At 68.9% G+C, this 26,219-nt stretch carries 24 protein-coding genes and 1 riboswitch; of the genes, 14 read left to right on the plus strand and 10 right to left on the minus strand.

The features are described from left to right. Nucleotides 1–78 precede the first annotated feature (78 nt). From ACOYR3_RS19425 to ACOYR3_RS19440, 4 genes are all read right to left on the minus strand, one after another. The gene (locus ACOYR3_RS19425; RefSeq protein ID WP_422843942.1) at nucleotides 79–1,296 is read right to left on the minus strand and encodes a M20 aminoacylase family protein; all 1,218 of its coding nucleotides are present in this window, start codon (nucleotides 1,294–1,296) and stop codon (nucleotides 79–81) included. Further along, nucleotides 1,296–2,276, minus strand: a complete 981-nt coding sequence (locus ACOYR3_RS19430; RefSeq protein WP_422843943.1) for an ABC transporter permease — start codon at nucleotides 2,274–2,276, stop codon at nucleotides 1,296–1,298. The genes ACOYR3_RS19425 and ACOYR3_RS19430 overlap by 1 nt, the downstream gene beginning before the upstream one ends. 155 nt (nucleotides 2,277–2,431) lie before the next feature. Continuing rightward, on the minus strand, nucleotides 2,432–4,012 hold the full coding sequence (locus ACOYR3_RS19435) for an ABC transporter substrate-binding protein (protein WP_422843944.1): 1,581 nt from the start codon (nucleotides 4,010–4,012) through the stop codon (nucleotides 2,432–2,434). Between the two features lie 373 nt (nucleotides 4,013–4,385). Beyond that, nucleotides 4,386–5,432 (minus strand): porin, encoded by a 1,047-nt coding sequence (locus tag ACOYR3_RS19440; protein WP_422843945.1) that lies wholly within the window; start codon nucleotides 5,430–5,432, stop codon nucleotides 4,386–4,388. A gap of 315 nt (nucleotides 5,433–5,747) precedes the next feature. Here ACOYR3_RS19440 and coq7 point away from each other — a divergent pair, with 315 nt between their 5' ends. Continuing rightward, nucleotides 5,748–6,365, plus strand: a complete 618-nt coding sequence (gene coq7 / locus ACOYR3_RS19445; RefSeq protein ID WP_422843946.1) for a 2-polyprenyl-3-methyl-6-methoxy-1,4-benzoquinone monooxygenase — start codon at nucleotides 5,748–5,750, stop codon at nucleotides 6,363–6,365. 186 nt (nucleotides 6,366–6,551) lie between these two features. Here the strand turns inward: coq7 and ACOYR3_RS19450 are convergent, their stop codons facing one another. After that, nucleotides 6,552–7,001: an OsmC family protein gene (locus ACOYR3_RS19450; RefSeq protein WP_422843947.1), complete on the minus strand. Its 450-nt coding sequence runs from the start codon at nucleotides 6,999–7,001 to the stop codon at nucleotides 6,552–6,554. A 338-nt stretch (nucleotides 7,002–7,339) separates the two neighbouring features. On the opposite strand from ACOYR3_RS19450, the gene ilvA reads away from it, so the two are divergent. The 3 genes from ilvA to ACOYR3_RS19465 all read left to right on the plus strand — a co-directional run bounded on the left by ilvA (nucleotide 7,340) and on the right by ACOYR3_RS19465 (nucleotide 10,423). Further along, nucleotides 7,340–8,899 carry a threonine ammonia-lyase, biosynthetic gene (gene ilvA, locus ACOYR3_RS19455; protein ID WP_422843948.1) on the plus strand — a complete coding sequence of 520 codons (1,560 nt, stop codon included), beginning with the start codon at nucleotides 7,340–7,342 and terminating at the stop codon, nucleotides 8,897–8,899. A gap of 82 nt (nucleotides 8,900–8,981) precedes the next feature. After that, the gene (locus ACOYR3_RS19460; RefSeq protein WP_422843949.1) at nucleotides 8,982–9,788 is read left to right on the plus strand and encodes an adenosylcobinamide-GDP ribazoletransferase; all 807 of its coding nucleotides are present in this window, start codon (nucleotides 8,982–8,984) and stop codon (nucleotides 9,786–9,788) included. Continuing rightward, on the plus strand, nucleotides 9,788–10,423 hold the full coding sequence (locus tag ACOYR3_RS19465) for a histidine phosphatase family protein (RefSeq protein WP_422843950.1): 636 nt from the start codon (nucleotides 9,788–9,790) through the stop codon (nucleotides 10,421–10,423). The genes ACOYR3_RS19460 and ACOYR3_RS19465 overlap by 1 nt, the downstream gene beginning before the upstream one ends. Here ACOYR3_RS19465 and ACOYR3_RS19470 read toward each other — a convergent pair. Next, on the minus strand, nucleotides 10,413–10,868 hold the full coding sequence (locus ACOYR3_RS19470) for a type II secretion system protein N (RefSeq protein WP_422843951.1): 456 nt from the start codon (nucleotides 10,866–10,868) through the stop codon (nucleotides 10,413–10,415). The genes ACOYR3_RS19465 and ACOYR3_RS19470 overlap by 11 nt on opposite strands. Nucleotides 10,869–10,996: 128 nt before the next feature. Between ACOYR3_RS19470 and gspG the strand changes: the two genes are divergently transcribed. From gspG to ACOYR3_RS19520, 10 genes are all read left to right on the plus strand, one after another. Beyond that, on the plus strand, nucleotides 10,997–11,374 hold the full coding sequence (gene gspG, locus ACOYR3_RS19475) for a type II secretion system major pseudopilin GspG (protein ID WP_422846622.1): 378 nt from the start codon (nucleotides 10,997–10,999) through the stop codon (nucleotides 11,372–11,374). A 28-nt stretch (nucleotides 11,375–11,402) separates the two neighbouring features. After that, nucleotides 11,403–11,921 carry a prepilin-type N-terminal cleavage/methylation domain-containing protein gene (locus ACOYR3_RS19480; RefSeq protein WP_422843952.1) on the plus strand — a complete coding sequence of 173 codons (519 nt, stop codon included), beginning with the start codon at nucleotides 11,403–11,405 and terminating at the stop codon, nucleotides 11,919–11,921. After that, nucleotides 11,918–12,307: a type II secretion system minor pseudopilin GspI gene (gene gspI, locus ACOYR3_RS19485; RefSeq protein ID WP_422843953.1), complete on the plus strand. Its 390-nt coding sequence runs from the start codon at nucleotides 11,918–11,920 to the stop codon at nucleotides 12,305–12,307. The genes ACOYR3_RS19480 and gspI overlap by 4 nt, the downstream gene beginning before the upstream one ends. Beyond that, nucleotides 12,307–13,101: a PulJ/GspJ family protein gene (locus tag ACOYR3_RS19490; RefSeq protein ID WP_422843954.1), complete on the plus strand. Its 795-nt coding sequence runs from the start codon at nucleotides 12,307–12,309 to the stop codon at nucleotides 13,099–13,101. The genes gspI and ACOYR3_RS19490 overlap by 1 nt, the downstream gene beginning before the upstream one ends. Further along, nucleotides 13,098–14,105: a type II secretion system minor pseudopilin GspK gene (gene gspK, locus ACOYR3_RS19495; protein WP_422843955.1), complete on the plus strand. Its 1,008-nt coding sequence runs from the start codon at nucleotides 13,098–13,100 to the stop codon at nucleotides 14,103–14,105. Before ACOYR3_RS19490 ends, gspK begins: the two co-directional genes overlap by 4 nt. Nucleotides 14,106–14,187: 82 nt before the next feature. Then, nucleotides 14,188–15,468 carry a type II secretion system protein GspL gene (gene gspL, locus ACOYR3_RS19500; protein WP_422843956.1) on the plus strand — a complete coding sequence of 427 codons (1,281 nt, stop codon included), beginning with the start codon at nucleotides 14,188–14,190 and terminating at the stop codon, nucleotides 15,466–15,468. Further along, nucleotides 15,465–16,025: a type II secretion system protein GspM gene (gspM, locus tag ACOYR3_RS19505; protein WP_422843957.1), complete on the plus strand. Its 561-nt coding sequence runs from the start codon at nucleotides 15,465–15,467 to the stop codon at nucleotides 16,023–16,025. Before gspL ends, gspM begins: the two co-directional genes overlap by 4 nt. Further along, complete coding sequence (gene gspN, locus ACOYR3_RS19510; RefSeq protein ID WP_422843958.1) at nucleotides 16,022–16,858, plus strand: type II secretion system protein N; 837 nt, start codon at nucleotides 16,022–16,024, stop codon at nucleotides 16,856–16,858. Before gspM ends, gspN begins: the two co-directional genes overlap by 4 nt. Before the next feature lie 4 nt (nucleotides 16,859–16,862). Further along, nucleotides 16,863–19,460: a type II secretion system secretin GspD gene (gspD, locus tag ACOYR3_RS19515; RefSeq protein WP_422843959.1), complete on the plus strand. Its 2,598-nt coding sequence runs from the start codon at nucleotides 16,863–16,865 to the stop codon at nucleotides 19,458–19,460. Nucleotides 19,461–19,488: 28 nt separating this feature from the next. Next, complete coding sequence (locus ACOYR3_RS19520) at nucleotides 19,489–20,877, plus strand: GspE/PulE family protein (protein WP_422843960.1); 1,389 nt, start codon at nucleotides 19,489–19,491, stop codon at nucleotides 20,875–20,877. Nucleotides 20,878–21,001: 124 nt separating this feature from the next. Here the strand turns inward: ACOYR3_RS19520 and ACOYR3_RS19525 are convergent, their stop codons facing one another. The 4 genes from ACOYR3_RS19525 to lpxC all read right to left on the minus strand — a co-directional run bounded on the left by ACOYR3_RS19525 (nucleotide 21,002) and on the right by lpxC (nucleotide 26,094). Then, complete coding sequence (locus tag ACOYR3_RS19525) at nucleotides 21,002–22,663, minus strand: methyl-accepting chemotaxis protein (protein ID WP_422843961.1); 1,662 nt, start codon at nucleotides 22,661–22,663, stop codon at nucleotides 21,002–21,004. 168 nt (nucleotides 22,664–22,831) lie between these two features. Further along, nucleotides 22,832–24,721: a phosphomethylpyrimidine synthase ThiC gene (gene thiC, locus ACOYR3_RS19530; protein WP_422843962.1), complete on the minus strand. Its 1,890-nt coding sequence runs from the start codon at nucleotides 24,719–24,721 to the stop codon at nucleotides 22,832–22,834. A gap of 93 nt (nucleotides 24,722–24,814) precedes the next feature. Further along, nucleotides 24,815–24,945, minus strand: a riboswitch (TPP riboswitch). A 35-nt stretch (nucleotides 24,946–24,980) separates the two neighbouring features. Further along, a complete protein-coding gene (locus ACOYR3_RS19535; RefSeq protein WP_422846653.1) occupies nucleotides 24,981–25,163 on the minus strand; it encodes a hypothetical protein in 183 nt (60 codons plus the stop codon). 7 nt (nucleotides 25,164–25,170) lie between these two features. Beyond that, nucleotides 25,171–26,094 carry a UDP-3-O-acyl-N-acetylglucosamine deacetylase gene (gene lpxC / locus ACOYR3_RS19540; RefSeq protein ID WP_291484018.1) on the minus strand — a complete coding sequence of 308 codons (924 nt, stop codon included), beginning with the start codon at nucleotides 26,092–26,094 and terminating at the stop codon, nucleotides 25,171–25,173. Between the last annotated feature and the right edge of the window lie 125 nt (nucleotides 26,095–26,219).

Genomic DNA, 26,219 nt, shown 5'->3' on the forward strand with positions numbered 1-26,219 from the left:
GAACTCTCCTGGTGTGAAAACGGGTGCGACAACGCAAGGTGAAATGCAAGCAAAGAACGATGGGGACGAAGCCGCGCCTCACGCGGCCGGCAGCGGCATGGACTGCTCGATAAGGCTGGCGTGCAGCGCCGCGCCCAGGGGCAGGATGTCGTCGTTGAAATCGTAGCGGCTGTTGTGCAACGCACTGCCGCTTGCGCCGGTGCCCTGTCCGATGCGCAGGTAGGCGCCCGGCCGGGTCTGGAGCATGAATGCGAAGTCCTCGGCCCCCATGCTGGGCTCCAGGTCACGCACCACATGGTCGGCGCCGACCAGCGACTCGGCCACGTCGCCCGCGAAGAGCGCCTCGCTCTCGCTGTTGATGGTGGCGGGGTAGATGCGCTCGTAGTGCACCGTGGCGGTGGCGCCAAACCCCAGGGCGATGGCGTTGCACAATTCCTTCAGGCGCTTTTCCACCATTTCCTGCACCTGCGGGTCGAAGGTGCGCACGGTGCCGACCAGCGTGGCAGTGCCGGGCAGCACGCTGAAGGCGCCCAGGTCCCCCGCTTGCACGGCGCATATGCTGAGCACGGCGCTCTCGATGGGCCGCACGTTGCGCGACACGATGCTCTGCGCGGCCGTGATGATGTGCGCGGCCACCAGCACCACGTCCACCGTCTGGTAGGCATGGGCACCGTGTCCGCCGCGGCCGGTGATCTCGATGGTGAACCGGTCCGCCGCGGCCATCATGGGCCCGGAGTTCAGCCCCACGGTGCCGGGCTTCATCGCGGGCCAGTTGTGCATGGCATAGATGGACTGGACCGGAAAGCGCTCGAACAGGCCATCTTCCATCATGACCCGCGCACCCGCGAGCCCTTCCTCACCCGGCTGGAACACCAGGACGGCCGTGCCGTCGAAGTTGCGCGTCTCCGCCAGGTAGCGGGCCGCGCCCACCAGCATGGCGGTGTGGCCGTCATGGCCGCAGCCGTGCATGAGCCCGGACTTGCAGGACTTCCAGGAGAAATCGTTGTGCTCCGCCAGCGGCAGCGCATCCATGTCGGCGCGCAGCCCCACCATGCTGCCGCTAGAGGTGCTCCGGCCCCGGATGAGCCCCACCACGCCCGTGCGGCCGATGCCATCGTGGATTTCGTCCACGCCGCAGAGCTTGAGCGCCTCTTTCACCCGCGCGCTGGTGTAGACCTCTTCAAACCCCAGCTCGGGGTGGGCATGCAGGTCCCGCCGCAGTGCGGTCAGTTCGGGGTGGAACTGCGCGATGTGCGCAAAGGCGCGGCCGCCCGCTTTCAGTCGAGGGCCTTGCATCAGTGGCCTCCCGCCTTGCCGACCCGCAGGCGCGGATCCACCACGAAGTACAGCAGATCAACCACCAGGTTGATGACCACGAAGATCAGTGCGATCAGGCACAGATAAGCCGCCATCACCGGGATGTCGGCAAAGGTGACGGCCTGGATGAAGAGCAGCCCCATGCCGGGCCACTGGAACACGGTCTCGGTAATGATGGCAAAGGCAATCAGGCCGCCCAGCTGCAGCCCAGTGATGGTCATCACAGGCACCAGCGTATTCTTGAGCGCATGCCCAAAATGGATGGCCCGGTTGGACAGGCCTCGGGCGCGGGCAAACTTGATGTAGTCGGTGCGCAGCACTTCCAGCATTTCCGCACGCACCAGCCGCATGATGAGGGTGAGCTGGAAGATGGCCAGCGTGATGGCCGGCAGCGTGATGTGGTACCAGCCCTTGGCCTTGAGCAGGCCGGTGCTCCACCACCCCAATTGCACGACCTCGCCCCGCCCGAAGCTGGGGAACCAGCCCAGGGTGACGGAAAACACCAGGATCAGCAGGATGCCGATCAGGAACGTTGGCAGCGACACACCCAGCAGCGACAACGTCATGAAGACCTGGCTGGTGAACGTGCCGCGCTTGAGCGCCGCATACACCCCCATGGGCACGCCGATCACCAGGGCCAGCACGGCGGCCACCAGGGCGAGTTCCAGCGTGGCGGGGAAGCGCTCGGCAATCAGGCGGGATACCTTGGCGCCCTGGCGCAGGCTCAGGCCGAATTCGCCTTGGGCGGCGTTCACCAGGAAGTGCCAGAACTGGACGAAGAACGGCTTGTCGAGCCCCAGCGCGGTGCGCAATTCGCGGATCTGGTCGGGGGTGGCATCCTGGCCCAGCAGGAACACCACGGGGTCTCCGACGTACTGGAACAGCATGAAGGAGATAAAGGCCACCGTGACCATGACAATCACAGCCTGGATCAGGCGGCGCAGGATAAAGGCGAGCATTCGGAAAGTCGGCTAAGGGTTCGATGAAGGCGTGCGCGCCACTTGTGGTGACGGTGCGCCAGTCAACGATACGTCAAACGGTTGAACAAAACCAAGGAGAGCAAGGGTTGTGCGCCCTTGCTCTCCGCACAGATTGCCAGTGTGGCTGGAAACCGTCAATTCACCTTGACCGCGCGCATGTCCACACGGTTGTCGGCGCGGTGCACCACCTCGATATTCTTCTTCATGGCCCAGGGAATCACCTGGTCGTGCAGCGGAATGTGCGACACGGTGTCGTTGGACAGCTGAAGCGCCTCCGTGAGCATGCGGCTGCGGACCGGTGCGTCCGTTTCCACCTTGATACGGTCCACCAGGTAATCCATGCGCGGATTGCTGTAGCGCCCCACGTTGTAATTGCCATCACCCCCCTGGCCCACGGAGCGTACCAGCGATTGCAGGCTGTACAGCGCGTCAAACGTGGGCACGCCCCAACCCAGCATGTAGATGCTAGCCTCGTAGCGCTGAATCATCGGGAAGTAGTTGACCAACGGCAGCGTGCGCAGCTTGGCCTTCACCCCGATGCGCGACCACATGGCCGTGACGGCCTGGCAGATGGCTTCGTCGTTGATGTACCGGTTGTTGGGGCAGGCGAAGTCCACTTCAAACCCATCGGCATAGCCGGCCTCGGCCAGGAGCTTTTTCGCAGCGTCCACGCTGTAGGGAAACCGTTTTCCCACGGCCTCGGTGTAGCCGGCCACCTGGGGCGCAATGATGGTGCCGGTGGGCTTGCCCAAGCCGCGCATGATGTTGCGCGAAATCGTGTCGGCATCGATGGCCTGGTACAGGGCCTTGCGCACGCGCACGTCCTTGAGCGGGTTCTTGCCCTTGATGTTGGAGCCGGGCAGTTCCTCGCGGAACTGGTCCATGCCGAGGAAGATGGTGCGGTTCTCCAGGCCGTCGATCACCTTCAGGTCCGGGTTGGCGCGCAAGCGCCCGAGATCCTGGGGCGTGGGGTCCAGCACCATGTCCACCTCGCCCGACAGCAGGGCCGCGATGCGGGTTGCGGCGGACTTGATGGGGGTGTAGACAATTTCCGTGACGTTGCCGTCCATCTTGCCCCACCAGTTGGGGTTGCGCTTGAAGACCATCTTCACGTCGGGCTGCCACGAGTCAAGCGTGTACGGCCCGGTGCCCATGGCATTGCGGTGCGCATAGTTTTCGTCCGATCCCTTGATGTCCTTGGGCTCCACGGACTTGTACTTCTCCGCCCAGGCCTTGCTCATCATGCGCAGTTCGGTCATCTGCCGCAGCAGCACCGGGTTGGGCGCGGACAGGAACACATCCACCGTGTTGGCGTCCACCTTCACCACCTTGCTGATACCCACGGTGTAGGGTGTGAAATTGGAGGTCTTGGCCATCGCACGCTGGATGGAAAACACCGCATCGTCGGCGGTGAATGCAGATCCGTCGTGGAACTTGACCCCCTGGCGCAAAGTGAAGCGCACCTGGGTCGGGCTGATCTCTTTCCAGGCCGTCGCCAGGACGGGCTCCACCTCAAACGTCTTGCTGTTGTAGTACACCAGGCTCTCATACACGTTGGCATGAAGGCCGTTTTGCAGCGCGTTGTTTTGCGAGTGAATGTCCCAGGTGGCAATCTCGCCTTGGCTGGCCCATTTGAAGGGCTTGGCGTGGATCACCGGGGTTGCGAGCAATGCCACGGCTGCGGCTACAGACAGCAAGCTGTATTTGAGTTTCATGGAACCCTCTCGGTTGAAAGTTTTACTATGCAGTAAACGTTGCACCCTAGCCAACGGGAAATCCCTGAATCCCGGACAGTGCGAAGGGCCTCCCTCCAGGGTGGGCCGTGCCTCCGGGCACGCAAGGATGGTGCCAACCGTCATGCACCAAAGCGGCGAGGCACACACCACCATCACCACCGTCCACCAACCACGGGGCGACATAAACCTCCCTGCCCCATGTGTCCCGGGTTACACCCCTCTGCAACACCCTTCTCAACCCTCCCGGATTCATGCGCACCTGCCGGCGCCAAGAGAATGGCCAAAAAAAAGCCGCCCGAAGGCGGCTTTTGAAGCTTTGCTATCTACAGCTGGCGTGAAGCCAGCGTCGATATTAGAAGCTGTGCTTGATACCGAAGTCGTAACCGTTGGAGTTGTCGTTCACACCGGTCACAGCGCCGTTCAGAGCTTGAGAAGCGCCGTTCTTGTTGTTCACGTGAGCGTACGTAGCGTACAGAGCCGTGCGCTTGGACAGGTTGTGCACGTAGCCCAGAGCGATCTTGTTGGTACGGGGATCGGCACCAACGGTGTCAACCTTGTAGGTGGAGTAAGCCAGACGGATTTCGCCAGCGCCCACGGGCACCAGACCACCGATCAGGAAGCCCTTGCCATCGTTGCCACCGCTGATCTTGTCTTCGCTGTAGTGAGCCATGATCTTGGCCATGCCCAGATCGTACTGGCCACCCAGGTTCCACGACTTGATGTTGCCAGCCAGGTACTTGGTTTCGGAGAAAGCGATAGCGGCGTTGATGGGGCCGTTAGCGTAACCAACACGAGCTGCCAGGCCGTTGCCGTCCTTCTTGTTGGCCGTGTTGCTCAGGTTTTCACCCATGTAGTACTGGGCTTGGCCGTAGAAACCGCCCAGGTTGCCAGGCAGGAAGTAACCAATGGCGTTCGAAGCGCGGATGGTGGTGGGGCCGCCCAGGCTGGAGTTCAGGGTTTGGGTGGTGCCAACGCCGTTCGTGCCGAACGGATCGAACACGGTCAGGTTCCAGAATTGGGGGGTGTAGTCACGGCCCAGACGCACTTCACCGAAGCCGCCGTTCAGGCTGACCGTCGAACGACGGTTGAAGGTCAGGCCGCCGCCGGTGCTGGTAGCTGCTTGGTTGTTGGTGTTGGTAACGCCGCCGGTACCGTTGTCGTTGTTCAGGCCAGCTTCCAGCCAGAACGAAGCGGACAGGCCGCCACCCAGATCTTCCACGCCGCGGAAGCCCAGACGGCTGCTGTTGTAGCCGGAGTTGGTCAGCTGGGACTTGTTGGCGACGCTGCCGGAGCCGTAAGCGTAGGTTGCGTCGACCACGCCGAACAGGGTCACGGACGATTGAGCCATTGCAGCGCCGGAAGCAGCCAGCACAGCCAGGGCAATCAGGGATTTTTTCATTGCGAGTTACTCCAAGGTTAAACATAGGGCGCCGGTACGGGGGGTCTATGGTGAAGCACCTGCACAGTCCCGCCGGTTCCCCGGGCCAACCTCCTGGTGGGGAAGTTGCTCTTATTGCACCAGACCCGGCCGGGTTTCGCAAAGGAATTCACCCACAAACGGGCCGAAAGGGGAAAATCGTTGCAGTGTTGCAACATTTCCGGAAGGCCCGGCAAAATCGCCGGATCGGCCGCGGGGCGGTTGCGGCCCCATATCTGCCACCTGTATCAAGGTGAAAATTTTGTTTCTTTAACCTTGGTTCTCTTGAAAGCCCCCATGGATTCCCTGCTGATTGCCGCCGATACCGCCCTGCGCACGCTGTTCGCCGTGCCCCAGGCCCACGAACGCACGCCCGCGCACGGGATTGCCGAAGGCGCGCTCACCCCAGCGCAGAAGCAGCTGTCGGGCGCGTTGATGCGCGTCAACCATGTGGGAGAGGTGTGCGCCCAGGCGCTGTACACCGGGCAGGCGGCCGTCACGCGAGACCCGCAGCTGCGCGACCACCTGCTGGCCGCGGCGCGGGAAGAAACGGACCATCTGGCCTGGACACGGCAGCGCCTGGACGCCCTGGGAGCGCGGCCGAGCGTGCTCAACCCGTTCTGGTTTGCCGGCGCCTTTGCCTTGGGCGTGGTGGCGGCCAAGGTCAGCGACCGCACCAGCCTGGGGTTCGTGGCTGAGACTGAGGACCAGGTGGCGGCGCACCTGCGCGGCCACCTGGCACGCCTTCCCGAGCAGGACGCGGCCTCGCGCGCGGTGGTGGCGCGCATGAAGGAAGATGAGGAACGGCACGCGGCGCAGGCCCGGACGGCCGGCGCACTGCAACTGCCCCGCCCCGCCCGCGCGGCCATGCGGGCCGCCGCCAAGGTGATGACGACCACGGCCCATTACCTGTAAGTGCGGGCTGGGATCACAAAGAGGGGCGAGGCGCAACGCAGCAATAGCCCCGGCTATCGCGCGGATTGGCTTGCGCGGCCGACCGCCCGAGGCCGCGGGCGCACACGGCGCGACGATTTGAGCCAAGCCACCCAAGGAACCTGTCGCGCTGCGTTCCCAACGGTCGCAGCAGCAGGCCCGGCCGCCTCAGCCTTCCACGATCTCGAACCCGGTCGTGATCTGGGCCGTCTTGCCCAGCATGATGCTGGCCGAGCAGTATTTGTCGTGGCTCATGGCGATGGCCCGTTCGACGGCTGCGGACGGGATGCCGCGGCCGGTGACGGTGAAGTGCATGTGGATCTTGGTGAAGACCTTGGGGTCGGTTTCGGCACGCTCGGAGGTGAGCTTGACCGAGCAGCCCCGCACGTCGTGCCGGCCCCGCTTGAGGATCAGCACCACGTCGTAGGCCGTGCACCCGCCCGTTCCAGCCAGGACGGTCTCCATGGGACGAGGTGCAAGGTTCTGGCCGCCGTTGGCCGGGTTGGCCGCATCCGGCGCGCCATCCATGGCCAGGATGTGGCCGCTGCCGGTTTCGGCAACAAACCCCATGCCGGAGCGGGTTCCCGCGCCGCCGGTCCAGCTGACTGTGCATTCCATTGTGTGTTCTCCAGGTGATACGTGGTTTTTTTCGCACGGTTTGGTGCCGGCGATTCGATTTGACAAAGATTTTGCTGCATCGCAGCAAGTCTCGCGCTACACTTCGCCCATGCGCTGCCAATCGAATAGAAAACGATTGCGCAGATGGCAGGGGCCCCAGGGCCTCGCCCGCACCGATTGTCTCCTCCATCTCCTCAAAGGATGGATTAGCCCCTGGCCTCACGGCCCGGGGCTTTTTTTTGCTCCGGCCGCCCGTGGGCCTCGCCCCGCCGGCGCCCTGTGGCGGCCCTCCACTATGATGTGCCCCCGCCGCCCGGGGGCGGCCTCACCTGCCTGCCATGACCCTGCATCTCACGCCCGCCGACTACCTGAAGAAGATCCTGACCGCCCGCGTCTATGACGTGGCCCTGGAGTCGGCGCTGGAGCCCGCCAAGAACCTCAGCCGCCGCCTGCACAACAAGGTGCTGCTCAAGCGCGAGGACCAGCAGCCCGTCTTCAGCTTCAAGCTGCGGGGGGCCTACAACAAGATGGCCCACCTCTCGGCCGAGCAGCTGCAGCGGGGCGTGATCTGCGCCTCGGCGGGCAACCACGCCCAGGGCGTGGCGATGAGCGCCCACAAGCTGGGCACCCGCGCCGTGATCGTGATGCCCACGACCACTCCCCAGCTCAAGGTGGACGCCGTACGGACGCTGGGCGGCGAGGTGGTGCTGTTTGGCGAGAGCTACTCCGATGCCTACGGCCATGCGGTGACGCTGGAGCAGGAGCAAGGGCTGACCTTTGTCCACCCCTTTGACGACCCGGACGTGATTGCCGGCCAGGGCACCATCGCCATGGAGATCCTGCGCCAGCTGCAAAGCCTGGGCAGCCACCAGCTGGACGCAGTGTTCGTGGCCATCGGCGGGGGCGGACTGATCTCGGGCGTGGCCAACTACATCAAGGCCGTGCGCCCGGAGATCAAGGTGATCGGCGTGCAGATGAACGATTCCGATGCCATGGCCCAGTCGGTGCGGGCGCAGGAGCGGGTCACGCTGGCCGATGTGGGCCTGTTTTCCGACGGCACGGCCGTGAAGCTGGTGGGCGAAGAGACCTTCCGCGTGGCCCGCGGCCTGGTGGACGACTTCGTGATCGTGGACACCGACGCCGTCTGCGCCGCCATCAAGGACATCTTCGTGGACACGCGCAGCATCGTGGAGCCCGCGGGCGCCCTGGCCGTGGCGGCCATCAAGCAGTACGTGGCCGAGAAGAAGACCAAGGGCGAGACATACGCCGCCATCCTGTGCGGCGCCAACATGAACTTCGACCGCCTGCGCTTCGTGGCCGAGCGCGCCGAGGTGGGCGAGGAGCGCGAGGCGCTGTTCGCCGTCACCATCCCCGAGGAACGCGGCAGTTTCCGCCGTTTTTGCGAGGCCGTGGGCAGCCTGCCCGGCGGCCCGCGCAACGTGACGGAGTTCAACTACCGCATCAGCGACGCCGCCCGGGCGCATGTCTTTGTGGGGCTGGCCACCCACGGCAAGGGGGAGTCGGAGAAGATCGCAAAGAACTTCGCCCGCCAGGGCTTCGAGACGCTGGACCTGACCCACGACGAACTGGCCAAGGAACACCTGCGCCACCTGGTGGGCGGACACTCGGCGCTGGCGCAGGACGAGCGCCTGCTGCGCTTCACCTTCCCCGAGCGGCCGGGCGCGCTGCTCAAGTTCCTGAGCCTGATGCAGCCCACCTGGAACATCAGCCTGTTCCACTACCGCAACCAGGGCGCGGACTACGGCCGCATCCTGGTGGGCATCCAGGTGCCGCCGGAAGACGCCGCCACCTTCGACGCCTTCCTGGCGACGCTGGGCTACCCCTGTGTCGAGGAGACGCACAACCCGGCCTACCGGCTGTTCTTGCGCTCCAAATAGCAGGCCAGACGCCAAATCGGCCTCCAGCGCTTATCCATCAAGCGCTGACAGCTATCAAAACAAGAGCAACCTGAACTCCGCCGTGCAAACCCTGCGCCACTACCTGCTGGCTGTGCAGTTCTTCACCCGCATCCCGGTCACCGGGCGGCTGGCGGCGTGGGTGGGGTACAGCCCGGCCATGCTGCGCGCGAGCGCCGCGCACTTTCCGGGTGTGGGCTGGCTGGCGGCCCTGCTGTCGGCCGGGGTGTATGCCGCGCTGCACGCAGCGCTCGCGCCGCAGGCGCTGGCACCGGCGGTGGCGGCCGTGTTCTGCACGGTGGCCACGGTGTGGATGACCGGCGGCTTTCACGAGGACGGCCTGGCGGACGTGGTGGACGGGTTGGGCGGCGCTGCCGACCGCGAACGGGCGCTGGACATCATGAAGGACTCGCGCCTCGGTGCTTTCGGCGCCATGGCCCTGGTGCTGGCGCTGCTGGCCAAGACCAGCCTGCTGGCCCTGCTGGGCGCCCACAGCCTGCAGGCGGCGCTGCTGGCGCTGGCGGGAGGGCACGTGCTGTCCCGCTTCTGGCCGCTGCTCATCGTGCGCGGCCTGCCGCATGTGGGGGACACGGCCCGCTCCAAGAGCAAGCCGCTGGCAGACCAGATCTCGGCCGGCGCGCTGGCGGTGGCGCATATGTGGTGCTTTGCGCCCCTGGCGCTGGTGGGATGGGCGCAACCAGCTCCATTTTTGATAGCAGCCGCCGGCCTGAGCGGCGTGGCCGCGGCCTGGATGGCCCGCTGGTTCGCGCGCCGGCTGCAGGGCTTCACGGGCGATTGCCTGGGGGCCACGCAGCAGGTCAGCGAAATCGGCTTCTACCTGGGCGCCGCCCTGGCCCTGCGCTGGGTGTGATGGCGGCCGTGGCCCCCGCCCCCGTCGGCCCCCGCTTGTGGCTGGTGCGCCACGCACAGCCGCTGGTGGCGCCCGGCACCTGCTACGGGGCGCTGGACGTGCCCGCGGATGCGCAGGCCACGCACGACGCGGCCCGGCGCCTGGCCGAAGCGCTGCCGGCACGGGCCAGCGTGTGGCATTCAACGCTACAAAGATGTGAGCACCTCGCGCTTGCTCTGCAAGCGCTGCGGCCCGATTTGGCATCAAAACCCGATGCGCGCCTGCGCGAAATGGACTTTGGCAGCTGGGAGGGCCGGGCCTGGGACGCCGTGGACCGCAGCGCCATCGACGCCTGGACGGCCGCCTTCCCCCACTACCCGCCCGGCGGCGGCGAGCCCCTGCAGGCCATGCTGGCGCGGGTGGCGGCCGCCTTGCAGCACGCCGCGCGGCTGCCGGCCGGGGCCGCACCCGGCGCACCGGAAGGGGAACGCGATGTGGTCTGGATCACCCACGCCGGCGTCATCCGCTGCGTGACGTGGCTGCTGGCCCAGGGCCCGGGCGTGCTGCCCCGGTCGCAGGACTGGCCGGTGGCCGCGCCTGCCTGGGGCGCCTGGCAGCAGGTCCAACTGCCGGCCGCAGGGCGCCTCAGCGCTTGAGCGGCATGTCCAGGGTCACGTTGGCCGGGCCGTCCGCGGCCGCGCCCAGCTGCGCCTGGCGCGGCCCCAGCGCCTGCAGCACCAGTCCCTCGGCGACCACGGCGCCCACCCGGTACGGCTTGGCGGGCTGGCCGTCCACGGCGATCAGCGCCGCGCCCCCGCCGCTGTTGCGGCCCGACAGCACCCCCACCAGCGTGAAGCGGCTGGCCAGCGGTGCCACGGGCGCCGCCGAGGGTGCTGCCGCCTGGGCAGGCGCCGCTCCCAGCAGCCGCGCCAGCGCCTGCGCATCGGGGGCCAGCGGGGCCGGTGGCGCCACGGGCACCATGCCGGACGCCGGCGGCGCCGACAGGCGCAGCCCCCAGAACACGACGCTGGCGCCTGCAGCGGCCCACAGCGCCAGAGTCCCCAGGCGCACGCCCCATTTGCTGTACGTATTGGTCACCATGCGGAGATTATGATTCACGCGATTCGACCATCCCCTTTCCCGAGACTGCCGCAGTGAACACCTCCTTCCCCCTCCTCGTGCGCTCAGCCCGCCGCAGCCTGGCCAAGGGCTTCACCCTCATCGAGCTGATGGTGGTGCTGGTCATCATCGGCGTGCTGGCCGCGCTGATCGTGCCCAACGTGCTGGAACGTGCCGACGACGCCCGCGTGACGGCCGCGCGCACCGACATCACCAACATCATGCAGGCGCTCAAGCTGTACCGCCTGGACAACCAGCGCTACCCCACGTCCGAGCAAGGCCTGCAGGCCCTGGTGGTGAAGCCCACCTCCGGGCCGGTGCCCAACAACTGGAAGCTCTACCTGGAGAAGCTGCCCAACGACCCCTGGGGCCGCCCCTACCAATACCTGAACCCCGGCATCAAGGGGGAGATCGACGTGATGTCCTTCGGCGCGGACGGCCAGTCGGGCGGCGAAGGCAAGGACGCCGACATCGGCAGCTGGCAGTGACCTCCCAGCCCCCCCACCTCCAAGGCGCATGAAACCCGCGCAGCCGCAGGCCCGTGCCACCGCCGAACTGGCTCTGCCACGCCGCGGGCGGCGTCCCGCGGTGGGGGAGCGCCGCGCAACGGCCCAGGTGGGCTTCACGCTCCTGGAGCTGCTGGTGGTCATCAGCATCATCGCGCTAGCCACGGCCGGGGTGGGGCTGGCGCTGCGGGACAGCGGCCAGACCCTGGTCGAGCGCGAAGCCGCGCGGCTGGCCGCCCTGCTGGAATCTGCACGGGCGCAGGCCCGCGCGGGCGGCCTGCCCGTGCGGTGGCGCGCCGAAGCCGGCGGATTCCGCTTTGAAGGCCTGCCGCCCAGCGCCCAGGCCGCACTGCCCCACCAATGGCTGGACGCCGGCACCGTGGTGCGTGCGCCCGCCATGCTGGTGCTGGGCCCGGAGCCGCTGATCGGCCCGCAGCAGGTGCTGATCAGCCACCAGTCCTACCCGGAACGCACGCTGCGGGTGGCCACCGACGGCGTGCGGCCCTTCACCGTAGAGCCCCAGCAGTGAGCCCCGCCCCACGCCTGCGCCGCCGCGCGCAGCCCCGGCACCGCGGCTTCACCCTGGTCGAGGTGCTGGTCGCCCTGAGCATCGTGGCGATTGCGCTCATGGCCGGGCTGCAGGCCACCACCGCACTGACCCGCAATGCGCTGCGCCAGAGCGACATCGTGCTGGCCCAGCTGTGTGCAGAGAACGAGCTGGTCTACGCACGGCTGTCGCGCCAGATGCCCAGCGTGGGCGACAGCACCGTCACCTGCCAGCAGGCGGGGCGCCAGCTCACGGTGGCCGTGATCGTGCGCCCCACGCCCAACCCGAGCTTTCGCCGCGTGGACGCGCAGGTGCTGGACGGGGACAGCTCCATCCTGCGCATCTCCACCATTGTCGGAAGGTACTGATGAGACATCCCCCTGAGGCGCTGCGCGCCTTCCCCCTTCTCTCGCAGCGCTGCGCGCTGCGGGAAGGGGGACGACGCCCTCGCTGCGGGGCGGCCCTTGCGGGGCGTCCCGCGCAAGGTCCCGGGAAGCGCCGGGGCCATCACGGCTTCACCCTGGTCGAGCTGCTGCTGGCCATTGCCGTGATGGGGCTGCTGGCCATCCTCAGTTGGCGCGGGCTGGACGGCATGGTGCGGGCGCAGGAGACCACGCGCCAGCGCGCGGACGAATTGCTGGTGCTGCAGGCGGCACTGGGCCAGTGGGGCGCCGACCTGGACGCGATGATGCCCATTGCCAACACCACGCCCCTGGACTGGGACGGGCAGGTGCTGCGGCTCACGCGGCGCAGCAGCGCCGTGCCCGACGAAGGGGCACTGGTGGTGGCCTGGACGCTGCGCGGCACGCAGGGCTCGGGCCAATGGATGCGCTGGCAGTCGCCGCCCGTGCGCACCCGCGCCGAGTGGCAGCAGGCCTGGCAGACGGCGGGGCAGTGGGCCCGCACCCCGGGCGATGCCGAACGGCGCTTTGAAACCGGCCTGATGCCGCTGGCCCAGTGGCAGATCTTCTATTACCGGGGCGGTGCCTGGTCCAACCCGCTGTCGAGCACCGGCACCCCGGTGGCCGCCGCGCCGGGGACTCCCGCCACCACGCTACCGGACGGCATCCGCCTGCAGCTGGAGCTGCCGCCGGGGCAGGCCCTGGTGGGGCAGCTCACGCGCGACTGGGTGAACCCGGTGCTGGGCGGGGGCCGGTCATGACCCGCCGTCCAGGCCGGCCCCGGCCGGGCAAGCGCCGTCCGGCCCGCGGCGCGGCGTTGCTGATGGCCATGCTCACCGTCACGCTGGTGGCCACCTTTGCCGCCGCGGCCATGTGGCAGCAGTGGCGGGCGGTGGAGGTTGAAACGGCCGAGCGCGCCCGGGTGCAATCGGCGTGGATCCTGGTGGGTGCGCTGGACTGGTCGCGCCTGATCCTGCGCGAGGACGGCCGCTCGGGCGGGGCGGACCATCTGGCCGAACCCTGGGCCGTGCCGCTGCAGGAGGCGCGCCTGTCCACGTTTCTCGCGGCCGACAAGAACGTGAGCCAGGTCGACGACGCCAGCACGGACACCACCGAGGCCTTTCTCTCGGGACAGATCTCGGACCTGCAGGGGCGGCTGAACCTGGCCAACCTGGCCGCCACCGGCCCCGGGCAGACGGTGGCGCTGCGGCAGTTCACCCGCCTGTTCGAACGCCTGGGCCTGCCGCCGCAGGAGCTGGCGCTGCTGGCCGATGCCCTGCGGCGCACGCAGGCCACCACCGGGACCGACAGCGCCACGGCGCCGCTGATGCCGCCCACCGTCTCGCAGCTGGGCTGGCTGGGCCTGCAGCCCGCCACCGTGGCCCGGCTGGCGCCGCACGTGACGCTGCTGCCCGTGCGCACGCCGGTCAACCTGAACACCGCCGGCCTGGACGTGCTGGTGGCCGCCATCGACGGCCTGGACGAGGCCAGCGCGCAGCGCATGCTGCAAACCCGCGAGGCGCGGCACTTCCGCACGCTCAGCGACGTGCGCGACCTGCTGGGAACGCGGGTCGACATCAACGAAAGCTCGCACTCCGTGACCTCCAACTATTTTGAAGTGCGAGGGCGGCTGCGGCTGGGCGATGCCGTCGTGGACGAGCGTTCCCTGGTGCGCAAACTGGGGATGGAGGTCACCACGCTGTGGCGCGAGCGCGGCGCCTTCGACCCCGAAGCCCCCCAGCCGCCACCGCCCGCCTTGCGCTGAAAAGCGACACCTGCGCGGCCCCTGCGCGGGCGAGGCGCCAACCGTCAAGCCCTCCCCCTAAAATGGCCCGCAAAACCCATCCATGAGCACCCTCATCCTTTCTCTGCCGCCGGCCCGTCCGGGCCCCGCCACCGAATACAGCTACACGCTGACGGCGGACGGCCACACCGCTCTACGCCACGCCGCCGCAGCGCCCGCCCTGCTGCCCGAGCCCACGCGCCCCGGCGGCGAAGTGGTCGCCGTGGTGCCCGCGCGCGCGCTGTCCTGGCAACGGGTGCAGCTGCCGCCGGGCCTGCCCGTGGGCACCGGCCAGCAGACGCCCCGCCTGCGGTCGGTGCTCGAAGGCCTGCTGGAAGACCGGGTGCTCGACGACGCCGCGCAGCTGCACTTTGCGCTGCAGCCGGGCGCACGCGCCGCGGAGCCCGTGTGGGTGGCCGTGTGCGACCGCGGCTGGCTGCGCGAACACCTGCAGGCGCTGGAGGCCGCCGGCCGCCGCGTGGCCCGCGTGGTGCCGGAATTCGCCCCCGGCCCCACGGCCACCGGCCGCCCGGAACTGACCGCCCTGGGCACCCCGGAGGACGCCAGCGCGGTGCTGACCGGCCTCGGCGCGGACCTGGGCGTGGCAGTGCTGCCCCTGACCCCCATGGCGTTGGCCATGGCCCGCGCGGGTGCCCCCGAGCCCGGCGCCCCGCAGGCCGGTGCCGACGACGACAACGCCCTGGCCGTGCGCGCCGAGCCTGCCGTGGCGGCGCTGGCCGAACGCACCTTGGGCCAGCGCGTGGCCCTGCACACCGCCAGCCAGCGCGCGCTGGACGCGGCGCGCAGCGACTGGGACCTGGCCCAGTTCGACCTGGCCAGCACCGGCCGCACCCGGGCCCTGCGCAAGGCCGGCAGCGTGGCCAGCGCACTGCTCAATGCCCCCCAGTGGCGCGCCGCCCGCTGGGGCGCCGGCCTGCTGGTGGTGGCGCACCTGGTGGGGCTCAACGCCTGGGCCTGGCAGGAACGCCAGGCGCTCGCCGCCAAGCAGGCGGCCGTGCGCTCCACGCTGACGCAGACCTTCCCCAAGGTCCAGGTGGTGGTGGACGCCCCCGTGCAGATGGAGCGGGAGCTGGCCCAGCTGCGGCAGGCGGCCGGCAGCGTCTCGGCGCGCGACCTGGAACCCCTGCTGGCCGCCGCAGGCTCCGCCCTGCCTGCCGGCAGCCAGCCCACCGGCATCGAATACACCCCCGGCGAACTGCGGCTGCGGGGCGTCCCGCTCGCCCCCGAGGACGAAGCCGCGTTCTCCGCCCGCCTGCAGGCGGCCGGCTACCGCATGCGGCAAGACGACGGCAGCCTGTTGCTGCGCGCTGGAGGCACGCCATGACCCGCACCCCGAGCTCCTCCGCCCTGCGCGCCCGCTGGCAGGCCCTGGCCCCGCGCGAGCAGACCCTGGTGCTGGCGGCCGCCAGCGTGGTCGGCCTGGCCCTGCTGTGGTGGGTGGCCCTGGCGCCCGCACTGGGCACCTTGCGGGCGGCCCCGGCCCGCCATGCCGAGCTCGACGCCCAGCTGCAGCACATGCAGAGCCTGCGCGCCGAGGCCCAGCAGCTGCAGTCCGCCCCGCGCAGCGCGCGCGGCGACGCCGCCGGCGCGCTGCGCTCCGCGCTCACCCAGCGGCTGGGCAACACGGCCCAGCTCCACCTGGCGGGCGACCGCGCCACGGTCACCCTCAAGGGCGCGCCGGCCGACGCGCTCGGCCAATGGCTGGCGCAGGCGCGCAGCAACGCCCGCACGGTTCCGGTCGAGGCGCGGCTGACCCGCAGCACCGCCGCGGCCCCCACGGGCGCGGCCGCCAATGCAGCGCCCGTGCTGGGCACGCCGGCCGCAGCCATGCCGCGCTGGGACGGCACGCTGGTCCTGGCCCTGCCGCCCAGCCAACCGTGAGCCTGAGCCGATCCAACGTGCCCACCGCCCCTCGCCACCGCCGCCCTGCCGCTTCCGCCTCTGCGCCGCGCAGCGCCTGGGGCTGGGCGCTTGCAGGCGTGCTGGCGGGCGCTCTGCCGGCCGTGGCCGTGTTTGCGCCCGCGCGCTGGCTGGCGCAGGGCGTGGCCAGCGCCAGTGGCGGACAGGTGCTGCTGCAGCAGGCGCGCGGCACGGTGTGGACCGGCTCGGCGCAGCTGGTGCTGACCGGCGGCGGCACCAGCCACGACCGCGCCGCCCTGCCCGGCCGCGTGGACTGGCAACTGCGCCCCACGCTCAGCGGCCTGCGGCTGCAATTGCAGGCCGGCTGCTGCACCGCCCAGCCGCTGCAGGCGCAGCTGCACGCCCGCTGGGCGGGCGCGCGCCTGACCGTGGCGGACAGCCAGAGCCAATGGCCGGCGGCGCTGCTGACCGGCCTGGGAACCCCGTGGAACACCGTGCAGCCCCAGGGCCAGCTGGCCCTGCGCACCCAGGCGCTGGAAGTGAACTGGACCGCCGGGCGCATGGCCCTGGCCGGGCAGCTGCAGCTGGACGCCCTGGCCCTGTCCTCGCGCCTGTCCACCCTGCGCCCCATGGGCAGCTACCGGGTGGTGGTGCAGGGCGGCGAGGCGCCCACCCTCACGCTCAGCACGCTGGACGGCCACCTGCAGCTCAGCGGCAGCGGCCAGTGGGTGGGCAACCGCCTGCGGTTTGCGGGCGAGGCCAGCGCCGCCCCCGAGCGCGAGGCGGCCCTGTCCAATCTCCTGAACATCATCGGACGGCGCAATGGCGCGCGCTCCATCATCACCGTGGGTTGATCCTATGACTTCCTCGTTTTCGCCCCGCCTGCAACTCACTATCAAAACAATAGCTGCTAGCTCTTTGCTGGCATGCGCTAGCGGCCAAATACTTGCCCAAACCGCCATCCACACCGGCACGGGCAGCGTGCGTGCGGGCGAGCCCGTGACGCTGAACTTTGCCAATGCCGAGATCGAGGCCGTGGCGCGCACCATGGCCACCATCACCGGGCGCAACGTGGTGGTGGACCCGCGCGTGAAAGGCCAGCTCAACCTGGTGACCGAGCGCGCCGTCACCCCCGCCGCCGCCTTCCAGCAGTTCCTGGCGGCACTGCGGCTGCAGGGCTTCACGGTGGTGGAGGCCGCGGGGCTCTACAAGGTGGTGCCCGAGGCCGACGCCAAGCTGCAAAGCGGCGGCGTGAGCGTGGTGCAGGGCGGTGCGGGCAGCGTGCCGTCGGGGGGGCAGATCGTCACGCAGATCTTCAAGCTCAATTTCGAGAACGCGGCCAACCTCGTGCCGGTGCTGCGCCCGCTCATCAGCCCCAACAACACCATCAACGTGAACCCCGGCAACAACTCGCTGGTGATCACGGACTACGCCGACAACCTGCAGCGCCTGGCCCGCATCATCGCGGCCATGGACGTCTCCAACGCCAGCGACGTGGAAGTGATTCCGCTGCGCAATGCCGTCGCCACCGACCTCGCGCCGCTGGTGGCGCGCCTGATCGACGGCGGCAGCGGCACGGCCCCCGCCGTGCAAGGGCAGGCCGACACCTCGTTCAAGACGACCCTGCTGGCCGAGCCGCGCAGCAATTCGCTCATCCTGCGCGCCGCCAACCCCGCCCGCGTGGCCCAGGTGCGGGCGCTGGTGGACCGGCTCGACCAGGCGCCCGCCCCGGGCAGCAGCGCGTCCTCCGGCAACATCCACGTGGTGTACCTGAAGAACGCGGACGCCACCAAGCTGGCCACCACGCTGCGTGCCGCCATGGCGGCCATGGGCTCGGGCGCCTCGGCCAGCAGCGGCGGCGCCAGCATCGGCAGCAGCCCGGCGCCGGCCGCACCCAGCGGCGGGCTGGGCGGCGGCACCAGCGGCAACATGCTGTCCACCGGCACGGGCCTGTCCGGCGGCAACAACGCGGGCCTGGGCAGCGGCAGCAGCATGGGCACCGGCGCCACCAACAACAACCAGCCCTCCACGGGCGGCCAGATCCAGGCCGACCCCACCACCAACTCGCTCATCATCACCGCGCCCGAGCCCCTGTACCGGCAGCTGCGCGCGGTGATCGACAAGCTCGACGGGCGGCGCGCCCAGGTGCTGGTGGAAAGCCTCATCGTCGAGGTCACGGCCTCCAAGCTGGCCGAGTTCGGCATCCAGTGGCAGGGCATCCTGGGCAAGCAGGGCGACGGCACCGTCGGCGTCATCGGCACCAACTCCGGCCAGGCGGGCATGAACATCCTCAATGCAGCAGCCGCGGTCGCCACCGGCAACGTCGCCGGCCTGACGGGCAACGGCGGCCTGGGCAAGGGCATGAACATCGGGCTCGCCCCGCGCATCAACGGCCAGTACTACCTGGGCGCGCTGGCCAACTTCCTGCAGAACAGCGGCGACGCCAACGTGCTCTCCACCCCCAACCTGATGACGCTGGACAACGAAGAGGCCCGCATCATCATCGGCAACAACGTGCCGTTCGTCACGGGCTCCTACGCCAACTCCACGGGCAGCAGCACGGTCAACCCCTTCACCACGGTGGAGCGCAAGGACGTGGGCCTGATGCTCAAGGTGCGCCCGCAGATCAGCGAGAACGGCACGGTGAAGATGTCGATCTACCAGGAGGTCTCCAAGATCGACGGCAGTACGCTGAACAACACCAACGGCCCCACCACCAGCAAGCGCTCCATCGAGTCGAACGTGGTGGTGGACGACGGCAGCATCATCGTCATCGGCGGCCTGCTGGAGGACAGCTACCAGCAGGGCCAGGACAAGGTGCCCGTGATGGGCGACCTGCCCGTGGTGGGCGGCCTGTTCCGCAGCGAGAACCGCACGCGCAACAAGACCAACCTGATGGTGTTCCTGCGCCCGATCGTGGTGCGCGACAACGCCACCAGCGACGCGCTGATGGTGGACCGCTACGAAGCCATCCGCGCGCTGCAGCAGGTGACGCAGCCGGCGCCCAGCGTGATGATGAACTCCGTCTCGGGCGCGCCCGTGCTGCCCGCGTTGCCCGACCGCAGCGCGCCTGCCGCGCCGGCTCCTGCGCAGCCCGTGCCGGCGCCCATGCAGCAGCTCACGCCACAGGCCCCGGCCGTCCAGCCCGGCCCGGCCGCAGCGCCGCAAGGCAGCGCGCCCGCCGCCGCACCGGCCACGCCGCAGGCCCAGGCCCCGGCGCCGCTGTACTACGTGAACCTGGGCATCTTCGGCCAGGACGCGCAGTCGCGCGGCACGCTGGCCAAGTTGCGGGAGACGGCCCTGCCCGTGTCCGAGCAGGCCGTGGAGACCAACCGGGGCAAGGCCACCCGCGTGCGCGTCGGCCCGTTCGCCACGGAAGACGCCGCCCAGGCCGCAGCCACCACCTTGCGCGGGCAACTGGCCCTGCAAGCCACGGTGGCCGCCCAGCCCCTGTAAGAGCCCCACCAGGACAAGCCCCGAGCCCATGCGCCATCCCCTGCCCTACGCCTTCGCACGCACCGCCCAGCTGCTGCTGGAGGACGACGGCCACCAGCTTGTGCTGTGGCATGGCCCCAGCCCCGACACGGGGGCGCTGTCGGAAGTGCTGCGCAAGCACCCGGTGCAGCAGCTGCTGTCGCTGGACGCGCCCGCGCTGGCCCAGCGCATCAGCGCGGCCTACTCGCACAGCGAATCCAGCGCCGCCACCGTGGTGAGCGAGGTGGAAAGCGATGCCGACCTCTCCCGCATGATGCAGGAGCTGCCGGCCGTGGAAGACCTGCTGGAGTCCGCCGGCGACGCGCCCATCATCCGCATGCTCAACGCCCTGCTCACGCAGGCCGCGCGCGACGGCGCGAGCGACATCCACATCGAGCCCTACGAGCGCCACAGCAGCGTGCGGTTTCGCGTGGACGGCACGCTGCGCGAGGTGGTGCAACCCAACCGCGCACTGCACGCCGCCCTGATCTCGCGCCTGAAGATCATGGCCGACCTGGACATCAGCGAAAAGCGCCTGCCCCAGGACGGCCGCATCAGCCTGCGCCTGGGCACGCGCGCCATCGACGTGCGCGTCTCCACCCTGCCCAGCGCGCATGGCGAACGCGCCGTGCTACGCCTGTTGGACAAGAGCGAGAGCAAGCTGAGCCTGGAAGCCGTGGGCATGCAGGGCGAGACGCTCGCGCGCTTCGAGGGCCTGATCGGCCAGCCGCACGGCATCATCCTGGTGACCGGCCCCACGGGCTCGGGCAAGACCACCACGCTGTACGCGGCGCTGGGCCGGCTCGACGCCACCAAGAACAACATCATGACGGTGGAAGACCCCATCGAATACGAGTTGCCGGGCGTGGGCCAGACGCAGGTGAACAGCAAGATCGACCTCACCTTCGCCAAGGCCCTGCGCGCCATCCTGCGGCAGGACCCGGACGTGATCATGATCGGCGAAATCCGCGATTTCGAGACTGCGCAGATCGCCATCCAGGCCTCGCTCACGGGCCACCTGGTGCTGGCCACGCTGCACACCAACGACGCGGCCAGCGCCGTCACGCGCCTGACGGACATGGGCGTGGAGCCGTTCCTGCTGTCGTCGTCCCTGCTGGGCGTGCTGGCGCAGCGCCTGGTGCGCAAATACTGCGCGCATTGCCATGGCACGGGCTGCGAGCACTGCGGCCACACCGGCTACACGGGCCGCACCGGCGTGTTCGAACTGCTGGTGACCAACGACGCGATCCGCGCGCAGATCCACAACCAGGCGGCCGAGGCCGACATCCGCGCGGCGGCCCTGGCCGGCGGCATGGCGCTGATGCGCGAGGACGGCGAGCGGCTGATCGCGGCCGGCATCACCAGCCGCGAAGAGGTGCTGCGGGTCACCCGGGACTAGGGCGAGAGCGCCGGCCGCAGCCTGCGGCCGACCCCGCGGCCGCACGGATTGCTCCTATTTTTATAGCTGCCAGCGCTTATCCAATAAGCTCTAGAGGCCAAAATCCCCTGCCCCCAGCGAATCGCTAGCGGATCTGCAGCGCAGCGCGGCGGGGCGCCGCCACCGCCGGCGCGGCTGCGCGGGCCACGCCCGGGGCAAAGCCGGCCGGCTCTGCCGCCGCCAGCAGGCCGTCCTGCAGCTTGAACTGGCTCACGGCACTCTTGAGGTGCACGGCCTGCTCGCGCAGCGACTCGGAGGCGGCCGTGGACTGTTCCACCAGCGCGGCGTTCTGCTGCGTCATCTGGTCCAGCTGGCTCACCGACTGGCTGATCTGGCCGATGTTCTCGCTCTGCTCGGCGGACGATGCCGTGATCTCGGCAATGATGTCGGACACCCGGCGCACGCTGCTGACGATCTCGTTCATGGTCTCGCCCGCCTGGCTCACCAGCCGCGAGCCGTCTTCCACCCGGTCCACCGACGAACCGATCAGCCCCTTGATTTCCTTGGCCGCCTCGGCGCTGCGCTGGGCCAGGCTGCGCACCTCGCTGGCCACCACGGCAAAGCCGCGGCCCTGCTCGCCCGCACGGGCGGCTTCCACGGCCGCGTTCAGCGCGAGGATGTTGGTCTGGAAGGCGATGGAGTCGATCACGCCGGTGATGTCGGCGATCTTGCGCGAACTGGCGGTGATCTGGTCCATCGTGGTCACCACCTGCGACACCACCTCGCCGCCGCGCGCCGCCACCTCGGCGGCCGACGACGCGAAGTCGCTGGCCTGGCGCGAGGACTGCGCGCTGTGCTGGACCGTGTTGGTCAGCAGTTCCATCGACGACGCGGTTTCCTGCAGGTTGGCCGCCGTCTGCTCGGTGCGGTGGCTCAGGTCGTGGTTGCCGGTGGCGATCTCCGAGCTGGCCGTGGTGATGTTGCCGGCCGCGTCCTGCACCTCGCGCACCAGGCCGCGCAGCGCTTCCTGCATGCGGCCCATGGCGGCGACCAGCTGGCCCACCTCGTCCTGGTTCATGGCGGCCACGTCGCTCGACAGGTCGCCGCTGGCTATGCGCTCGGCCAGCTCCTGCGCCTGGGTGAGGGACTTGGTTATGGACCGCACACTGAAGAACGTGAGCGGGATGAGCACCGCCAGCCCCAGCAGCAAGCCGATGCCGATCAGGCCGGACATCGCCGCCGTGCGCGATTCCACGCCGGCGCGGGCCTCGTCCATCTGCGCCCGTGCCGACGCCGCCAGGCCGGACAGCAGCTTGTCCGTGGCTTCCATGTGGCCCTTGAAGCGCTCGGCGTACGCGCCGCCGCCGGCGCCGTCCAGCTGCGCCCGCTCGATCTGCTCGAAGATCGGGGAGATCCCGGTTTCGTACTGCTTGATCTCCTGCAGCGCCTGGTCGATCGCGCCCACGAACTCGGTATCGCCCGCCTGCACCTGGCGCACGTCGCCCAGGCTCTTGCGCAGCGCAGCCAGCGTCTTCGCCCAGGTTTCGCGCAGCGCAGACACCTCGACCGAGTTGTTGAAGTTGATGATGATGTCTTTTTCGGTGCGGCGCAGCTCGCCCAAGGTGGTGCGCAGGTCCGCCATGTCGGTGAGGGTCTGCACGCGTTGCGAGAACAGCACCTGCAGCGTGGCGCGCGTACGGTCCAGTGCTCCGTAGCCCATGGCGCCGATCACCACCAGAAGAACCAGGGAAAACACCGTCCCGAAGTACAGGCGCGTGCGGATGGAGAAGCGGCCGAGAGCGTTCATGGCTCTTCCTTACATTTATTAACAGACGACATCAGCATAGCAAATTTGGTGCCACACACCCACCCGGTCTTTTGAACCGGAAGTGGGCGGGACTATAGAGCCAGCCATGCCACCCGCCGCACAGGGTAAGCACGGCCCCGAGGGAATCCTCGGGGCCAGTAGAGCGCCTTATGCAATCGGCTTGACGGGAATGTAGAGCTGGCCGCCGCCCTGCTGAAACTCCGCCGCCTTGGCCTCCATGCCCTGGGCCAGCGCCTTCTGCTCGTCGAGCCCCTTTTGCGCTGCAAAGTCGCGCACTTCCTGCGTGATCTTCATGGAGCAGAACTTGGGCCCGCACATGGAGCAGAAATGCGCCACCTTGGCGCTGTCCTTGGGCAGGGTCTCGTCGTGGTATTCCTTGGCGGTGTCGGGGTCCAGGCCCAGGTTGAACTGGTCCTGCCAGCGGAAGTCGAACCGCGCCTGGCTGAGCGCGTCGTCGCGCGAGCGGGCGCCGGGGTGCCCCTTGGCCACGTCGGCGGCGTGCGCGGCGATCTTGTAGGCAATGATGCCCTGCTTCACGTCGTCGCGGTCGGGCAGGCCCAGGTGTTCCTTGGGCGTCACGTAGCACAGCATGGCCGTGCCCATCCAGCCAATCATGGCCGCGCCGATGGCGGAGGCGATGTGGTCGTAGCCGGGCGCGATGTCGATGGTCAGCGGGCCCAGCGTGTAGAACGGCGCCTCGTGGCAGGTCTTGAGCTGCTCGGCCATGTTGGCCTGGATCATGTGCATGGGCACGTGGCCGGGGCCCTCGATCATGGTCTGCACGTCGTGCTTCCAGGCGATCTGCGTCAGCTCGCCCAGCGTGTGCAGCTCGGCAAACTGGGCTTCGTCGTTGGCATCGCTGGCGCAGCCGGGCCGCAGGCCGTCGCCCAGGCTGAAGGACACGTCGTACGCCTTCATGATGTCGCAGATGTCCTCGAAGTGCTCGTACAGGAAGCTCTCGCGGTGGTGCGCCATGCACCACTTGGCCATGATGGAGCCGCCGCGCGAGACGATGCCCGTGCGCCGCTGCGCCGTGAGGTGGATGTAGGCCAGGCGCACGCCCGCGTGGATGGTGAAGTAGTCCACGCCCTGCTCGGCCTGCTCGATGAGCGTGTCGCGGAAGATCTCCCAGGTCAGGTCCTCGGCGATACCGCCCACCTTTTCCAGCGCCTGGTAGATGGGCACCGTGCCGATGGGCACGGGCGAATTGCGCACGATCCAGTCGCGCGTGGTGTGGATGGCCTTGCCGGTGGAGAGGTCCATCACGTTGTCGGCGCCCCAGCGGATGGCCCAGACCAGCTTTTCCACCTCTTCCTCGATGCTGGAAGTGACGGCCGAGTTGCCGATGTTGGCGTTGATCTTGACCTTGAAGTTGCGCCCGATGGCCATGGGCTCCACTTCGGGGTGGTTGATGTTGGCCGGGATGATGGCGCGGCCGCGCGCCACCTCGTCGCGCACGAACTCGGGCGTGATGATCTTGGGAATGCTGGCGCCCAGCGGGTTGCCGGCCAGGCGCCGCTCGCGCGCCGTGTCCTGCTGGTACTGCGCCATCCATTCGCGGCGGCCGTTCTCGCGCAGGGCCACGTATTCCATCTCGGGGGTGATGATGCCCTTCTTGGCGTAGTGCATCTGGGTGACATTGCCGGTGTGGTTGGCGCCGCTCTTGGCGCGCAGCGGCTGGCGCTGCAGGGCGGCGGCCTCGGCGCGCAGCTGGGCCAGGCGGTCGCCGTCGTCGGCCTTCTGGCCGTCGTCCAGCGCCTTGCGCACGCGGCCTTCGTAGCTTTCGGTGTCGGCGCGCTCGGCAATCCAGGCGCCGCGCACGCTGGCCAGGCCCTGGCGCACGTCAATCCTTGCGGTGGGATCGGTATAGGGGCCGGAGGTGTCGTACACGCTGACCACCTCGCCGTTGGTGAGGGCGATGTCGCGCACCGGCACGCGCAGATCGGCGCGGCTGCCCGTGAGGTAGCTCTTGGTGGAGGCGGGGAAGGGTTCGCGCGTCAGCGCGAGCAGGTGGGCGAACTTGTCGGGGGCGTTCATGGCGGGCACTCTCCTGTCGGGGGATGGAAAAGTGCTCCGCCATCGGCCCTGCGCGCAGGCTCCGCCCCCGCACGAAAAAGGGGACGCAGGTGCGCCAGTGGCTGCAGCTCTTCTTACGCTGGTACTAACCAGATCAAGTTCGCGGTTCCGGCGGTTGGGTCCGCCGTCTCAGCACGCCCAGGAGCCCAAGGGTTGGGCTCCTACGTGCACCCCGGAGCAACCGCGAGTATAGGGGCTGTGCCGGCCGGCTTGCCAGAGGTCAACCCAGCCGCGAAATCAGCAGCACGGCAAAGAAGAACGCCGTGGCGATCACCGTCCACTTGAGGACGACCATGCCCAGTCGCTTGAAGCGCGGGTTGCCGGTGCCGGCGTAGAACGCGAACGACACCGCCGCCACCAGCAGCAGCGCCATGACAGCCCAGCGGAACAGAAGCATCGCCACGATGCCTTTACCAGGCCCGCGCCGGCTGCGCGAAGCCTGCGGGTGCCTGCCGCTCGTCCTCGAAGGTGACGACCTCCCAGGCATCGCGCTGGGCCAGCAGCTCGCGCAGCAGCAGGTTGTTCATGGCGTGGCCCGAGCGGAAGGCGCTGTAGGCGGCCAGCAGGGGCTTGCCGATGAGGTACAGGTCGCCCATTGCGTCCAGTATCTTGTGCTTGACGAACTCGTCGTCGTAGCGCAGGCCGTCGCTGTTGAGGACCTTGTAGTCGTCCATCACGATGGCGTTGTCCAGCCCGCCGCCCAGGGCCAGACCGTTGGAGCGCATCATCTCCACGTCGCGCGTGAAGCCGAAGGTGCGCGCGCGCGCAATGTCGCGGCTGTAGTTTCCCTGGCCCAGATCGAACTCCACGCGCTGCCCGGTGGAATCCACGGCCGGGTGGTCAAAGTCGATCTCGAAGCTGAGCTTGTAGCCGTGGTAGGGCGTCAGGCGCGCCCATTTCGCGTGGGCGCCCTCGCCTTCGCGCACCTCCACCGGGCGCTTCACGCGGATGAAGCGCCGGGGCGCGTTCTGCAGCTCGATGCCGGCGCTTTGCAGCAGGAACACGAACGACGCCGAGGAGCCGTCGAGGATGGGCACTTCCTCGGCGGTGATGTCCACGTACAGGTTGTCCAGCCCCAGGCCGGAGCAGGCCGACATCAGGTGCTCCACCGTGTGCACCTTGGCGTTGCCCACGGCGATGGTGGAGGCCAGGCGGGTGTCGGTCACGGCTTCCGCGCAGATCGGGATGTCCACGGGCTGGGGCAGGTCCACGCGCCGGAAGACGATGCCCGTGTCGGGCTGGGCCGGGCGCAGCGTCAATTCGACGCGCTGGCCGCTGTGCAAACCCACCCCCACGGCACGGGTCAGGGTCTTGAGGGTGCGTTGCTTGAGCATGGGGTGATTTTAAGTGGCCCGTGCCGCCTTGGGCCGGCAGCGCGCAGAAGCCCCGCCGCCCCCACGTTTTCCCTCTCGACGCGGCGCGTCAGGTATCTGACAATTAGTTACAACCTTTGGCCTTC

This window comes from Acidovorax sp. M2(2025) (genome assembly GCF_049330835.1).
Classification (GTDB): domain Bacteria; phylum Pseudomonadota; class Gammaproteobacteria; order Burkholderiales; family Burkholderiaceae_C; genus Acidovorax.

What these genes read in the sequence shown, in the direction of transcription:
- ACOYR3_RS19425 (WP_422843942.1), bottom strand. Translation starts at nt 1,296, where the DNA reads ATGCAAGGCCCTCGACTGAAAGCGGGCGGCCGCGCCTTTGCGCACATC.
- ACOYR3_RS19430 (WP_422843943.1), bottom strand. Translation starts at nt 2,276, where the DNA reads ATGCTCGCCTTTATCCTGCGCCGCCTGATCCAGGCTGTGATTGTCATG.
- ACOYR3_RS19435 (WP_422843944.1), bottom strand. Translation starts at nt 4,012, where the DNA reads ATGAAACTCAAATACAGCTTGCTGTCTGTAGCCGCAGCCGTGGCATTG.
- ACOYR3_RS19440 (WP_422843945.1), bottom strand. Translation starts at nt 5,432, where the DNA reads ATGAAAAAATCCCTGATTGCCCTGGCTGTGCTGGCTGCTTCCGGCGCT.
- coq7 (WP_422843946.1), top strand. Translation starts at nt 5,748, where the DNA reads ATGGATTCCCTGCTGATTGCCGCCGATACCGCCCTGCGCACGCTGTTC.
- ACOYR3_RS19450 (WP_422843947.1), bottom strand. Translation starts at nt 7,001, where the DNA reads ATGGAATGCACAGTCAGCTGGACCGGCGGCGCGGGAACCCGCTCCGGC.
- ilvA (WP_422843948.1), top strand. Translation starts at nt 7,340, where the DNA reads ATGACCCTGCATCTCACGCCCGCCGACTACCTGAAGAAGATCCTGACC.
- ACOYR3_RS19465 (WP_422843950.1), top strand. Translation starts at nt 9,788, where the DNA reads ATGGCGGCCGTGGCCCCCGCCCCCGTCGGCCCCCGCTTGTGGCTGGTG.
- ACOYR3_RS19470 (WP_422843951.1), bottom strand. Translation starts at nt 10,868, where the DNA reads ATGGTGACCAATACGTACAGCAAATGGGGCGTGCGCCTGGGGACTCTG.
- gspG (WP_422846622.1), top strand. Translation starts at nt 10,997, where the DNA reads ATGGTGGTGCTGGTCATCATCGGCGTGCTGGCCGCGCTGATCGTGCCC.
- ACOYR3_RS19480 (WP_422843952.1), top strand. Translation starts at nt 11,403, where the DNA reads ATGAAACCCGCGCAGCCGCAGGCCCGTGCCACCGCCGAACTGGCTCTG.
- ACOYR3_RS19490 (WP_422843954.1), top strand. Translation starts at nt 12,307, where the DNA reads ATGAGACATCCCCCTGAGGCGCTGCGCGCCTTCCCCCTTCTCTCGCAG.
- gspK (WP_422843955.1), top strand. Translation starts at nt 13,098, where the DNA reads ATGACCCGCCGTCCAGGCCGGCCCCGGCCGGGCAAGCGCCGTCCGGCC.
- gspL (WP_422843956.1), top strand. Translation starts at nt 14,188, where the DNA reads ATGAGCACCCTCATCCTTTCTCTGCCGCCGGCCCGTCCGGGCCCCGCC.
- gspM (WP_422843957.1), top strand. Translation starts at nt 15,465, where the DNA reads ATGACCCGCACCCCGAGCTCCTCCGCCCTGCGCGCCCGCTGGCAGGCC.
- gspD (WP_422843959.1), top strand. Translation starts at nt 16,863, where the DNA reads ATGACTTCCTCGTTTTCGCCCCGCCTGCAACTCACTATCAAAACAATA.
- ACOYR3_RS19520 (WP_422843960.1), top strand. Translation starts at nt 19,489, where the DNA reads ATGCGCCATCCCCTGCCCTACGCCTTCGCACGCACCGCCCAGCTGCTG.
- ACOYR3_RS19525 (WP_422843961.1), bottom strand. Translation starts at nt 22,663, where the DNA reads ATGAACGCTCTCGGCCGCTTCTCCATCCGCACGCGCCTGTACTTCGGG.
- thiC (WP_422843962.1), bottom strand. Translation starts at nt 24,721, where the DNA reads ATGAACGCCCCCGACAAGTTCGCCCACCTGCTCGCGCTGACGCGCGAA.
- lpxC (WP_291484018.1), bottom strand. Translation starts at nt 26,094, where the DNA reads ATGCTCAAGCAACGCACCCTCAAGACCCTGACCCGTGCCGTGGGGGTG.